Below are 11827 nucleotides of genomic sequence, written 5' to 3'. Positions count from 1 at the left end.
CGCTTGCGCGAAGAGCCGAGGACACCGATGAGCGCCGAATTACGCGTCCTGGTCGACAATCTGGCGCGCCGCTCGTATGACGCGCGGATGGGTCAGCGCACCCGCCCGGAAACCTTCGACGCCGCTCTGTGGCGCCACCTCGAGGAGACCGGTCTGAGCCGCTTGACCACCGGAGAGGGCGCCGGACCCGCCGAGTCGGCGGTCGTGCTGGCCGGCCTCGCGCGGCGCAGTGCCGCCGTGCCGGCGGCCGAGACCGATCTCCTGGCCGCATGGCTGGCCCGTCAGGCCGGCGTCGACGTACCCGCTTCCGGTCCGCTGACCGTGGCCGTGTGCGCGGGCACGGTCAGCGACGGGCGGGTCGTCGGTGCCGCACACCGGGTGCCGTGGCCGCGTGACGCGACGGTGGTGGCTGCCGTGCGCTCAGCCGAAGCCCTCTACGTTTCGGCGCTCGACGATCCGGTGATCGTCGACGGGATGGACCTGGCCGGTGAGCCACGGGGTGAGGTCACCGTCGACGTCGCCGAGAACGCCTGCGTCCGGCTAGATCCGGCGTTCACCGACGAGTTGATGCGGCGTGGCGCGTGGGCACGGTGCGTCCAGACCGTCGGCGCGTTCGACGCCGCCGCCGACCTGACCGCCACCCACACCCGTGATCGGGTCCAGTTCGGCCGGTCACTGAGCAAGTTCCAGGCCGTCCAGCATGCGCTCGCGGCCATGGCCGGCGAGGTCGAACGTGCACGCGCCACCACGGAGCTCGCCGTCGCGGCGGCCGCCCAGTACGGATTCGGCGCGCCCGCAACGCACTATGCGGTGACCGTTGCCAAAGTGACCGTCGGGCGCGCCGTCGAACCGGTCACCACGATCGCCCATCAGTTGCACGGGGCGATCGGCGTCACGGTCGAACACCCCCTGTGGCTGTCCACGATGCGAGCCCGCGGTTGGGTCGACGACTTCGGCCCCACCGCTCGGCACGCCCGCGAGCTGGGACGGCTCGCATTGTCCGCCGGCGACCCGTGGGATGTGCTTGTCGGGCCGTAGCTCCGCCGAGCACCTCGCTAGCTGTCGAGCACCTCGTCGATGCGCTGGGCGGCGGTGTCGAGCCGAATCTGCTCACTGCGCCCGGCGGCGGCGCACCGTGGGGAAGCGGCACCGTGGGGAGGGGCACCGTGGGGAGGGGCACCGTGGGGAGGGGCACCGTGGGGAGGCCGCACTGAGGTCGGCGATGCTGGTGAAGTCGACTCGGAACGGGTAGACCCCCTCTCGAGCGTCTCGACTACCGGGGCACCGAGATCCGAGGGTGATGACATGGGTGTCGGCGACAAGGCGAGGAACAAGATGCAGCAGATCCAGGGCCGCATGCGGGCTGCGACGGGCAGCGCGATCGACGACCCGAACATGCGGGCACGGGGTCGCAGTGACGAGCGGATCGCTCACCTCAAGCGAGCCGGCGAGAAGGTCAAGGACGCCTTCCGTTCCCGCCGGCGGCCCCGCGGGTACTGACCGGTCAACCCTCGGTGACAGATGAGACCGGCGCCGCCGGTGCGGTTCGCAGTGCGACGAACCAACGGGGCGCGCAGATCGCGGCCCGCGTCGGCTATCTGATCAACGGAATGCTGCATCTGCTGATCGCCTACATCATCTTTCGCATCGCGATCGGGTCGGGCAGCGGCGACGCGGACCAGTCCGGTGCACTGGCCACCCTCGCGCAGACCCACGGTGGGTTCCTGGCGCTGTGGGGGGTCGCGGTGGCGTTGGTGCCGCTGACGCTGTGGCGGCTGGCGGAAACCGTTCTCGGGCTGCATCCCACTGAGCACCACCAGCCCAACCCTAACCCCGACGACTTCCTGATGGTCAACCGGCTCAAGGCGCTCGGACTCGGGGTGCTGTACGCCGCGGTGGCGGCGATGGCCGTGCAGTTCGCGCTCGGCAGCCGCGATTCCAGCGCGCAGCGGACCGTCGGGCTGAGCACCTGGCTGATGCGCACGCCGGAGGGTAAGGCGGCGCTCGCCCTGATCGGCCTCGGCGTCACGGCGGTGGGCTGCTACTTCGCGTTCAAGGGTGCCTCGCGGCGGTTCCGCGACGACCTCAACATTTCCGGTGGGCGACTGCTCACGGTGCTCGGAGCCTCGGGTCACGTCGCGGAGGGTGTGGTGCTTGCGGTCGCCGGTGCGCTGGTGGTCGTCGCCTCTGTGCGGGCCGATCCGTCGAAGGCCACCGGGCTCGACGGCGCCGTCAAGGCGCTCGGGCAGATGCCGTTCGGACCGGTGCTGATAGGGATCGCCGCGGCGGGTTTCGCCGCCTACGGTCTGTACAGCTTCGCGCTCACCCGCTACGCGCGGATGTGAGCGCTCAACTCGGAACCATGCCCTGCCCGTCGTGTTCTGCGGCGGTCTCGACCCGATGCGCACCGGGCGACTCCGGCAGTTCGTGCCGTCCCCCGGCGGAACGCCTGCGCAGCAGCCACACCGCGCCGGCGACGGTGACCACCCCGGTGACGATCAGCGTCGGCCACATTGCGAGCTGCGCAAGCCACAGCCGCCTCTGCACCTTGAGGAGTCGCTGTTGGGCGTGCCGGAGCCGAGTCACCTTGTCCATGCCGACACTGTGCCCGCGAGCGGCGCTGGAAAAACATGTCGTCACGCGTCGATGATCATCGTGGTGAGCGCAACGAGCTACGGGTGGCCGCCGGGCCGCGACACCGGCGCTCACCGACGGTGGCCGAAATGGTTGCGGGGCGCCCAGATCCGTTTCCCGGTATCGGCCCGCCACCGCGGAGAGCCGGCGGGAGTCTTCCGCGGTTCCTCAGGGTTTCCCTCGCGTCGGCGTCTGGTACGCGACGCCGTGCCGCAGCGGCGTGTTCGACCGGGCCGCCGTCGACTCCTGGACCTGCGAGCCGCCCGGGGTCCCAGTCACGCCGGGGGCGTTGGACTGGTCACCGCCCGACGGCTCCGCACCGTCGTGCAGTTCCTGGAGCCGGGCGTGGAGGACCTCGAGCACCGGGATGCGGTTGCCGTGCTCGGTCTCGTGGTCGAACAGCGATCGCAACTGGGGTTCGTCGAGTGATCGGATGCGATGCCGCAGATCGGGCAGCGCCAGCTGGTCGTAGTCCCTCAGCGGGAGGTCGTCACGGTTAGCCATACGCCATGGGTGCCCACCGTGGCGGCACGGTAACCAGTCAGCGGTTGGTAAGCTCGGGCACGCTGGGTCGGGCCAGCGTTGCTTCGACCTCCTCGCCGATGCCGCCGCTGGCTCCGGTCACCAGTGCGGTGAATCCGGTGAGCTTCATCTTTCTTTCGTCATTGGTCCAACGTAACGACTTCGGGAAGCCGACCGTCGTATCGTCGGGCATATGGAAGGTCCCGAATTCCGGGTCCTCGACGCACACGGCTCAACGAGGAGCGCCACGGTGACCATCGACACGGAATCTCAGGCGACGCCAGCGCAGGCCGTCACGGCCTTCGACCAGGAGGTCGCCGACACTCAGCGCTATTTCGACAGCTCGCGCTTCGAGGGCATCACGCGGCTCTACACGGCCCGGCAGGTCGTCGAACAGCGCGGCACGATCCCCGTCGACTACACCGTGGCACGGGAGGCCGCGAAGGCGTTTTACCCGCGCCTTCGTGAACTGTTCGACCAGTCCAAGAGCATCACGACCTTCGGCCCCTACTCCCCCGGCCAGGCCGTGACCATGAAACGGGTCGGCATCGAGGGCATCTACCTCGGTGGTTGGGCCACCTCGGCCAAAGGGTCCACCGACGAGGATCCAGGTCCCGATCTGGCCAGCTACCCGCTGAGCCAGGTGCCCGACGAGGCCGCCGGTCTGGTGCGCGCACTGCTGACCGCCGACCGCAACCAGCACTACTTGCGATTGCGGATGAACAGCCAGCAACTGGCGGCAGCGGGGCCTCCCGTCGACTTCCGGCCGTTCATCATCGCCGACGCCGACACCGGTCACGGCGGTGATCCCCACATCCGCAACCTGATCCGGCGGTTCGTCGAGGCCGGGGTGCCCGGATACCACATCGAAGATCAGCGCCCGGGCACCAAGAAGTGCGGACATCAGGGCGGCAAGGTGCTGGTGCCGTCGGACGAACAGATCAAACGTCTCAACACCGCCCGGTTCCAGCTCGACATCATGGGCGTGCCGGGCATCGTCGTCGCCCGCACCGACGCCGAGGCCGCGAACCTGATCGACAGCCGCGCCGACGAACGCGACCAGCCGTTCCTGCTCGGCGCGACGAATCTGTCCATCCCGTCGTACAAGTCGTGCTTCCTGGCGATGATGCGCAGTTTCTACGACGCGGGAGTCTCCGCGCTCAACGGCCACCTGCTCTACTGGCTGCCCGACGGGGAATACGACACGGCGCGCGCCTGGCTGCAACGTCACGGCTTGGCCGACGTCATCGCCAAGGCGGCCGACCAGTGGCGGTCCGACGGCGACCCCGGCAACGACGCGCTCTACGACGACGTCGAATCGCAGTTCATCGCCGCGTGGGAAGAGGACGCCGGGCTCAAGACGTACGCCGAGGCGGTGGCCGCCCGGCTGCAGTTCGCCGAACGCGACGGCGAGGCGTACGGGATGGGCGTCGACGAGTGGCAGCATTTCGCCAAGCGGGCATCGCTGTACACCGCCGGGAAGAAGGCCCGCGAATTGGGAGTCGACGTCGAATGGGACTGTGAGCTCGCCAAGACGCCCGAGGGCTATTACCAACTCCGCGGGGGCATTCCGTACGCGATCGCCAAACAGCTGGCCGCCGCGCCGTTCGCCGACATCCTGTGGATGGAGACCAAGACCGCCGACCTCGCCGACGCCAGGGAGTTCGCCGAGGCGATCCACGCCGAGTTCCCCGACAAGATGCTGGCCTACAACCTGTCCCCGTCGTTCAACTGGGACACCACCGGTATGACCGACGACGACATGCGGGCGTTCCCCCAGGAACTGGGGAAGATGGGCTTCGTCTTCAACTTCATCACCTACGGCGGACACCAGGTCGACGGCGTCGCCGCCGAGGAGTTCGCCACCGCCCTGCGCCAGGACGGAATGCTCGCGCTGGCCCGTCTGCAGCGCAAGATGCGCCTGGTCGAGTCGCCCTACCGCACCCCGCAGACCCTGGTCGGCGGGCCCCGCAGCGATGCGGCGCTGCTCGCGTCGTCCGGCCGCACGGCCACCACCAAGGCGATGGGCAAGGGTTCCACCCAGCATCAGCACCTGGTGCAGACGGAGGTTCCCAAGAAACTGCTCGAGGAATGGCTCGCCCTGTGGAGCGAGCACTACCAGCTCGGCGAAAAGCTGCGGGTGCAGCTACGTCCCCGGCGGGCCGGCGGGGAGGTGCTCGAACTCGGCATCTACGGCGAACGCGAAGACGGCGAGGAGAAACTCGCCGACGTGCTGGTCGATCCGATCAAGGACCGGCACGGCCGCAGCATCCTGACGGTGCGCGACCAGAACACCTATGCCGAGAAACTGCGCCAGAAGCGGTTGATGACACTGATCCACCTGTGGCTCGTACACCGCTTCAAGGCCGACGCGGTGTACTACGTGACGCCGACGGAGGACAACGTCTACCAGACCGAGAAGATGAAGTCGCACGGCATCTTCAGCGATGTGCACAAGGACGTCGGAGAGATCATCGTCGCCGAGGTCAACCGCTCGCGCATCGAGGAGCTCCTGGCGTCGGACCGCGAGGCGCTCGGGCGGCTGATCCGCAAGGAGGACTGACGCCTCCGGGCTGACTGACACGCATCGAGGCTGAGCCGCCGCCCGAGCGGGTCTCGTGATGGACTTGATGGACGGACAGCGACGCGGACGCGCGGCCGGTCATCGAGGAGACGCCTATATGCAGTGGACAGCGACCGTGATAGGCATCGTGCTGGTGGCCCTCATCGTGCGGGATGTGTTTCACACGATGTTCCATCCGGTCGGCAACGGCAGCATCGCGCCGATGGTGATGAAGCTGAACTGGCGGCTGCTGGGTCAAATGCCCCCTCAGCGCCGAATGGCCGGGCTGACGGGGCCGTTCGGCATCGCCATGTTGGTACTTGCCTGGGGTGGGATCGCCGTACTCGGCTGGACCCTCATCTACTGGGCTCAGATGCCCGAAGGTTTCGCGTACGGCTCCGAGCTGGATCCGAATCAGCGCCATGCATTCCTCGACTCGCTGTATCTGTCGCTGGTCACCATCGCCACGCTGGGGTTCGGCGATGTCGTCCCGACGTCGGCGACACTGCGACTGGCCGCTCCCGTCGAAGCGCTCTTCGGCTTCATGCTGCTGACCGCGGCGGTCTCCTGGGTGCTCGAGATCTATCCGGCACTGCACCGCCGGCGCGTGCTGGCACTGCAACTGTCGACGCTCCGGCGGGCGCGTGAGGCCGATCCGGGGCTTTCGATCGACAGTGTCCCCGTCGATGTCCTGACGTCGCTGGCGGCCAGCATCGTGGAAGCCCGCAACGACTTCAACCAGTACAGCGCCACCTACTACTTCCGCGACCTGGAGGCCGACGCATCTCTGGCGGCGTCCCTGGTCTACGCCACCCAGCTCGCTGCCGAGGCCACCGCCAGCGACCAGGCACCGCTGCGGATGGCGGGACTTCTGATGACCACCGCCGTCGACAGCCTGGCCGAAGTGCTCGACCGCGAGTTCCTGCAACTCGGTGCCGACACCCACACCGTCGTACGGGCCTACGCCGTCGACCATCGCCACACCGGTTGAACCGGTCGGCCTCGACTGTGCTGCCGGGTCTACTCCGAGTGTGTCTGCTCGCGGTCAGAAGTGCAGGGCGGAGAACCTCCAATCGAGCACGGGCCGGTCCGCCTGCTCGTCGACGGCGTAGACCAGTGTCCGCAGATCGAGCACGCCACCCCGGCCGCCGGCAAGGGGCCTCGCGGCGTCGACGTGCAGGGTGCTGTAGAGCGTGTCGCCCTCGTACACCGGGCCGGTGTGATCACAGGACTCCCACGCCAGCACCGTCGCCAGGTCCGGCAGCAGACGTGTCGCCTGCGCCAGCGCCAACCCGATGGTGTGCCCGCCGTAAACCAGCCGCCTACCATCGGCGGTACGTGAGTCGACACGTGAGTCGTGGTGTGTGGCAGCGATGTTGAGGGTGAGCCGGGCCAGCTCGGGCGCGCTGCTGACCACGTCGGCGGTGCTGTGCAGCACCGCTCCGGCCAGCCCGGTGTCGAACGACGGCGACGGCACCCGGGTGCGGTAGGCCTGCGCATCCCAAGCCGCGGTTGGGTCGGGCACCGGGGTGTCGGGGCCGACGGTCGACAGCTCGTCGGCGTGTCCGGTGTCGGCGGCGCCGTCGCGCAACGGCAGCATCGCGCAGCGGTGGAAGTCCAGTACCCGCCGCCCAAGTTGGTCGACGGTGGTGATCCGCAACGCAGCCAGCCCGGTCGGGGCGCGGCCCGGTCTCGCCGAGTTTTGCTTCAGCCCGACCACCTCGGTGCGGGTGAACAAACTGTCGCCGAGAACGGGATAGCGGTGGAACGCCAGGCCCCGGTAGAACAGGTTGGCCTTGACCCGCTGGGTCGCCAGCGTCGACTGGCCGATCGCCACGTCGCACACCAGGCCGGGGTGGGCCAGCGGAGCAGTCGCACCCGTGACCGCGGCGGCGAGTTCGGCGTCGAGCGCCAAGCGCAGACGGTCGCCGAGAATGGACTGGTGCACGGCGGCGGCACCGGCCGACAGCGTCATCGTCGGCGCCGAGTCGAACACCTGCCCCACCGCGAGGTCGTCGAAGTAGGGGCCACCGGCGATATGGCCGTACAAAGTCACAGCCGCACATGCTGGCAGCGCCGGCTTAGCCATGTCAATATGGCCGTACATTTACAAGGGGAGTCATGCGCCAGTTGAACGACGAAGAGACCATGTTGGTCGACACCGTCCGCACGTTCGTGGACCGCGAGGTCAAGCCCACCGTGCGCGACGTCGAGCACGCCGACGAATACCCCGAGGCGTGGATCGAGCAGATGAAGCGCATCGGCATCTACGGGCTGGCGATCCCCGAGCAGTACGGCGGCTACCCGGTGTCGACCGCCTGCTACGTCGAGGTCACCCAGGAACTCTCGCGCGGGTGGATGAGCCTGGCGGGCGCGATGGGTGGACATACCGTCGTCGCCAAACTGCTCACCCTGTTCGGCACCGAGGAGCAGAAGCGGGCCTATCTTCCTGCGATGGCGAGCGGAGAGATCCGCGCGACCATGGCGTTGACCGAGCCGGGCGGCGGCTCCGATCTGCAGAACATGAGCACCACCGCGCTGGCCGCCAAGGGCGGTGGTCTGGTGATCAACGGATCGAAGACCTGGATCAGCAACGCCCGTCGATCAGGGTTGATCGCGCTGCTGTGCAAGACCGACCCGGCGGCCACGCCCCGGCACCGCGGGATCTCGGTGGTGCTCGTCGATCAGGGCATGACGGGGCTGTCGGTGTCGCGGGATCTGCCCAAGCTGGGCTACAAGGGCGTCGAGAGTTGCGAGCTTGTCTTCGACGACTGCCGGGTGCCGGCGACGGCGATTCTCGGCGGAGACCCCGGCCGGGGGTTTGCGCAGATGATGAAGGGACTCGAGACCGGGCGCATCCAGGTCGCCTCGCGGGCGTTGGGGGTGGCGACGGCCGCGCTCGAGGACGCGCTGCGCTACGCCCAGGAGCGCGAGAGCTTCGGACAACCCATCTGGAAACACCAGTCGATCGGGAACTACCTGGCGGACATGGCGACGAAGCTCACCGCGGCGCGGCAGCTGACTCGTTACGCCGCCGAACGGTACGACAGCGGTGAGCGCGCCGACATGGAGGCGGGCATGGCGAAGCTGTTCGCCTCCGAGGTCGCGATGGAGATCGCACTCAACGCCGTCCGCATCCACGGCGGCTACGGCTACTCCACCGAGTACGACGTGGAGCGCTACTTCCGCGACGCCCCGCTGATGATCGTCGGCGAGGGCACCAATGAGATCCAGCGCAACGTGATCGCGGCCCAGTTGGTCGCCCGGGGCGGGGTCTAGGAGCCCGCGATAAAGCCCGAGCCGGCCTACCAGCTGCTGCGCGACCAGCTGCGTGGCGAAATCGCCGCCGGCCGATACCGTGACGGCCTCCGGCTACCTACCGAATCCGAACTCGTTGCCCGACACGGGGTGTCGCGACAAACGGTGCGCCGGGCGTTCCAGGACCTGGTGGCCGAAGGGGTGGTATACCGGGTTCCCGGACGGGGCACCTATGCGCGGGAACCGGGACGCTACCTCCGGCAGCTGGGCTCCATCGAGGATCTGATTAGCCTGTCCCAGGATACGACGATGGAAGTGGTCCGCGGGTTGTCGCGCCGGGTCGACGTGGCCGCCGCGAGCCGGTTGCGCCTCGACGACGACGTGGTGCACACCGTGGTGTTCCGGCGGTTGCACGGGCCACCCGGGGGCGGGGTGCCGTTCGTGTCGACGACGGTTCACCTGCCGCCGTCGATCGCGCGGCACGTCGACGGAGACGCCGCGCTGCAAGCGGACGCGGTGAGCACGCACACCGTCATCGGAGTCCTCGAACGCCACCTGGGGGAACCGATCGCCGAAGCGGCACAGTCGATCACCGTCGCGCCCGCCGACGACGCGGTCGCCGCAGCGGTGGCGTGTCCGCGCGGGCATCCGATGCTGCGTGTCGACCGGCTGTACTCGGACAGCGCAGGCCGGCCCGTCGAGCTGTCGGTCAGTCACTTCCTGCCCGAGCAGTACACCTACCGGGTGACGTTGCGACGCTCGGGCTGACCGCCTCCCCGACCGACACGCACGCACCAGTTGTAGAGGTCAGGACTCTTCGGCCAGCCGGTGCTTGAGTGCGTCGAACTCGTCGCGAATGCCCGTGGGCAGCTTCTCGCCGACGAACTCGAACCACTCCTCGATGAGCGGCAGTTCCTCGCGCCACTCGTCGGGCCTGACCGCGAGCGCGGCGTCCACGTCCGCCGGATCGACGTCGAGGCCGTCGAGGTCGAGGTCCTGGGCTGTCGGCACGATGCCGATCGGCGTGGTGCGCCCGTCGGCCTTGTGCTCGATGCGCTCGATGGCCCACTTGAGTACGCGGCTGTTCTCACCGAAGCCCGGCCACAGGAAGCGGCCGTCGTCGCCACGGCGGAACCAGTTCACGAAGAACACCGCGGGCATCTTCGACTCGTCGGCGTTCTTGCCGATGTCGATCCAGTGCTGGAAATAGTCACCGACGTTGTAGCCGAGGAACGGCAGCATCGCCATCGGGTCTCGGCGCACCGTGCCGACCTCGCCCTCGGCGGCGGCCGTCTGCTCGGAGCCGAGGGTCGCGCCGATGAAGACACCGTGCTGCCAGTCGCGGGCCTGGGTGATCAGCGGAACCGTCGTCTTGCGGCGGCCGCCGAACAGGATGGCCGAGACCGGCACGCCCTGCGGATCGTCCCACTCCGGTGCGAGCGTCGGGCACTGTGAGATCGGCGTGCAGTAGCGGCTGTTCGGGTGTGCGGCCTTCTCCCCCGACTCGGGCGTCCAGTCGTTGCCCTTCCAGTCGATCAGATGCTGCGGATCTCCTTCCAGGCCCTCCCACCACACGTCGCCGTCGTCGGTCCGCGCGACGTTGGTGAACACGGTGTTACCCGCCGCGATCGTCTTCATCGCGTTCGGGTTCGACTTCCAGTTGGTTCCCGGTGCCACACCGAAGAAGCCGAACTCGGGGTTGGTGGCATAGAGCCGGCCGTCCTTGCCGAACCGCATCCAGGCGATGTCGTCGCCGACGGTCTCGGCGCGCCAGCCGGGGATGGTGGGCTGCAGCATGGCGAGGTTGGTCTTACCGCACGCCGAAGGGAACGCCGCCGCGATGTAGTACGCCTTGTTCTCCGGCGAGATCAGCTTGAGGATCAGCATGTGCTCGGCGAGCCAGCCCTCGTCGTGCGCCATCGCCGAGGCGATGCGCAGCGAGTAGCACTTCTTGCCCAGCAGCGCGTTGCCGCCGTACCCAGAGCCGAAGCTCCAGATTTCGCGGGTCTGGGGGAAGTGGGTGATGTACTTCGTGTCGTTGCACGGCCACGGCACGTCGGCCTGGCCGGGCTCCAGCGGCGCTCCGAGCGAATGCAGCGCCTTGACGAAGAAACCGTCGGTGCCCATCTTGTCCAGCGCGGCCCGGCCCATGCGGGTCATGGTCCGCATCGAGACGACGACGTACTCGGAGTCGGTGATCTCCACACCGAGCTTGGGGTCCTCGGCGTCGAGCGGACCCATGCAGAACGGGACGACGTACATGGTGCGGCCCCGCATGCAGCCGCGGTACAGGTCGATCATGATGCCGCGCATCTCGGCGGGGTCCATCCAGTTGTTGGTCGGACCGGCGTCGACCTCGCGTTCGGTACAGATGAAGGTGCGCGACTCCACTCGTGCGACGTCCTTGGGATCGGACAGCGCCAGGTAGGAGTTGGGCTTCCTCTCGTCGTTGAGCTTATGGAACGTCCCGGCCTCGACGAGCTGCTCGGTGAGTCGGGCGCACTCCTCGGCGGAACCGTCGACGAACACCACACGATCGGGTTGCGTCAGCTCGGCGACCTCCCGAACCCAGGCCAGCAGCCCCTCGTGTTTCGTCGGAGCGGTGTCCAGGCCCGGTATGGTGGCTGAAGTCATTTTGTGATTCTCCTGCATCTTCCCGCACTAGGTTCTCCCCAGGACGCAGGCCCACGATGACGCCGCCGATGACGAGATCAACGGCGATCACGGTCGTCCCTTGTTTCCGAGGTTAACGTGGGTGACGTACCCGAAGGAATTCGGATCTGTGTCCGTTGACTCACAAGAACGATTCAGAAAGCAACGATTCAGAAAGCAACGATTCAGAAAGCACAG

The 11827-nt window shown here is 68.0% G+C and carries 12 protein-coding genes; 7 read left to right on the top strand and 5 right to left on the bottom strand.

The genetic code is table 11. The features are described from left to right. The first annotated feature begins 27 nt into the window (after positions 1 to 27). From G6N07_RS00360 to G6N07_RS00350, 3 genes are all read left to right on the top strand, one after another. Positions 28 to 1038, top strand: coding sequence for an acyl-CoA dehydrogenase family protein (locus G6N07_RS00360; protein WP_085192694.1), 1011 nt, complete (start codon positions 28 to 30; stop codon positions 1036 to 1038). Positions 1039 to 1305: 267 nt separating this feature from the next. Further along, entirely contained in the window at positions 1306 to 1500 is a 195-nt protein-coding gene (locus G6N07_RS00355; RefSeq protein ID WP_085192693.1) for a CsbD family protein, read from the top strand. A 14-nt stretch (positions 1501 to 1514) separates the two neighbouring features. Continuing rightward, entirely contained in the window at positions 1515 to 2345 is an 831-nt protein-coding gene (locus G6N07_RS00350) for a DUF1206 domain-containing protein (RefSeq protein ID WP_085192692.1), read from the top strand. A 4-nt stretch (positions 2346 to 2349) separates the two neighbouring features. Here G6N07_RS00350 and G6N07_RS00345 read toward each other — a convergent pair whose 3' ends face one another. The 3 genes from G6N07_RS00345 to G6N07_RS00335 form a co-directional block, all read right to left on the bottom strand. Beyond that, positions 2350 to 2595, bottom strand: a complete 246-nt coding sequence (locus tag G6N07_RS00345; protein WP_085192691.1) for a hypothetical protein — start codon at positions 2593 to 2595, stop codon at positions 2350 to 2352. A gap of 207 nt (positions 2596 to 2802) precedes the next feature. Further along, entirely contained in the window at positions 2803 to 3138 is a 336-nt protein-coding gene (locus G6N07_RS00340; RefSeq protein WP_163784023.1) for a DUF8129 domain-containing protein, read from the bottom strand. 37 nt (positions 3139 to 3175) lie between these two features. Next, complete coding sequence (locus G6N07_RS00335; protein WP_133055581.1) at positions 3176 to 3385, bottom strand: hypothetical protein; 210 nt, start codon at positions 3383 to 3385, stop codon at positions 3176 to 3178. Positions 3386 to 3406: 21 nt separating this feature from the next. Between G6N07_RS00335 and aceA the strand changes: the two genes are divergently transcribed. Further along, positions 3407 to 5719, top strand: a complete 2313-nt coding sequence (gene aceA / locus G6N07_RS00330) for an isocitrate lyase ICL2 (RefSeq protein WP_099050304.1) — start codon at positions 3407 to 3409, stop codon at positions 5717 to 5719. Between the two features lie 118 nt (positions 5720 to 5837). After that, positions 5838 to 6710 carry a potassium channel family protein gene (locus G6N07_RS00325; protein ID WP_085192690.1) on the top strand — a complete coding sequence of 291 codons (873 nt, stop codon included), beginning with the start codon at positions 5838 to 5840 and terminating at the stop codon, positions 6708 to 6710. Positions 6711 to 6764: 54 nt separating this feature from the next. Here the strand turns inward: G6N07_RS00325 and G6N07_RS00320 are convergent, their stop codons facing one another. Continuing rightward, positions 6765 to 7808, bottom strand: coding sequence for a hotdog family protein (locus G6N07_RS00320; protein ID WP_085192689.1), 1044 nt, complete (start codon positions 7806 to 7808; stop codon positions 6765 to 6767). A 32-nt stretch (positions 7809 to 7840) separates the two neighbouring features. On the opposite strand from G6N07_RS00320, the gene G6N07_RS00315 reads away from it, so the two are divergent. Together G6N07_RS00315 and G6N07_RS00310 are read left to right on the top strand one after the other, a co-directional pair. Further along, positions 7841 to 8998: an acyl-CoA dehydrogenase family protein gene (locus G6N07_RS00315; protein WP_085192688.1), complete on the top strand. Its 1158-nt coding sequence runs from the start codon at positions 7841 to 7843 to the stop codon at positions 8996 to 8998. A gap of 9 nt (positions 8999 to 9007) precedes the next feature. Further along, entirely contained in the window at positions 9008 to 9745 is a 738-nt protein-coding gene (locus tag G6N07_RS00310) for a GntR family transcriptional regulator (protein WP_085192687.1), read from the top strand. Between the two features lie 39 nt (positions 9746 to 9784). Here G6N07_RS00310 and G6N07_RS00305 read toward each other — a convergent pair whose 3' ends face one another. Then, positions 9785 to 11611, bottom strand: a complete 1827-nt coding sequence (locus tag G6N07_RS00305) for a phosphoenolpyruvate carboxykinase (GTP) (RefSeq protein WP_085192731.1) — start codon at positions 11609 to 11611, stop codon at positions 9785 to 9787. Positions 11612 to 11827 lie beyond the last annotated feature (216 nt).

Source organism: Mycolicibacterium doricum, from assembly GCF_010728155.1.
Classification (GTDB): domain Bacteria; phylum Actinomycetota; class Actinomycetes; order Mycobacteriales; family Mycobacteriaceae; genus Mycobacterium; species Mycobacterium doricum.
Note: the sequence above shows the minus strand (reverse complement) of the source record. Positions and strands in the feature narration are given on the sequence as shown.

What these genes read in the sequence shown, in the direction of transcription:
- G6N07_RS00340 (WP_163784023.1), bottom strand. Translation starts at nt 3,138, where the DNA reads ATGGCTAACCGTGACGACCTCCCGCTGAGGGACTACGACCAGCTGGCG.
- G6N07_RS00360 (WP_085192694.1), top strand. Translation starts at nt 28, where the DNA reads ATGAGCGCCGAATTACGCGTCCTGGTCGACAATCTGGCGCGCCGCTCG.
- G6N07_RS00315 (WP_085192688.1), top strand. Translation starts at nt 7,841, where the DNA reads ATGCGCCAGTTGAACGACGAAGAGACCATGTTGGTCGACACCGTCCGC.
- G6N07_RS00305 (WP_085192731.1), bottom strand. Translation starts at nt 11,611, where the DNA reads ATGACTTCAGCCACCATACCGGGCCTGGACACCGCTCCGACGAAACAC.
- G6N07_RS00355 (WP_085192693.1), top strand. Translation starts at nt 1,306, where the DNA reads ATGGGTGTCGGCGACAAGGCGAGGAACAAGATGCAGCAGATCCAGGGC.
- G6N07_RS00325 (WP_085192690.1), top strand. Translation starts at nt 5,838, where the DNA reads ATGCAGTGGACAGCGACCGTGATAGGCATCGTGCTGGTGGCCCTCATC.
- G6N07_RS00345 (WP_085192691.1), bottom strand. Translation starts at nt 2,595, where the DNA reads ATGGACAAGGTGACTCGGCTCCGGCACGCCCAACAGCGACTCCTCAAG.
- G6N07_RS00320 (WP_085192689.1), bottom strand. Translation starts at nt 7,808, where the DNA reads ATGGCTAAGCCGGCGCTGCCAGCATGTGCGGCTGTGACTTTGTACGGC.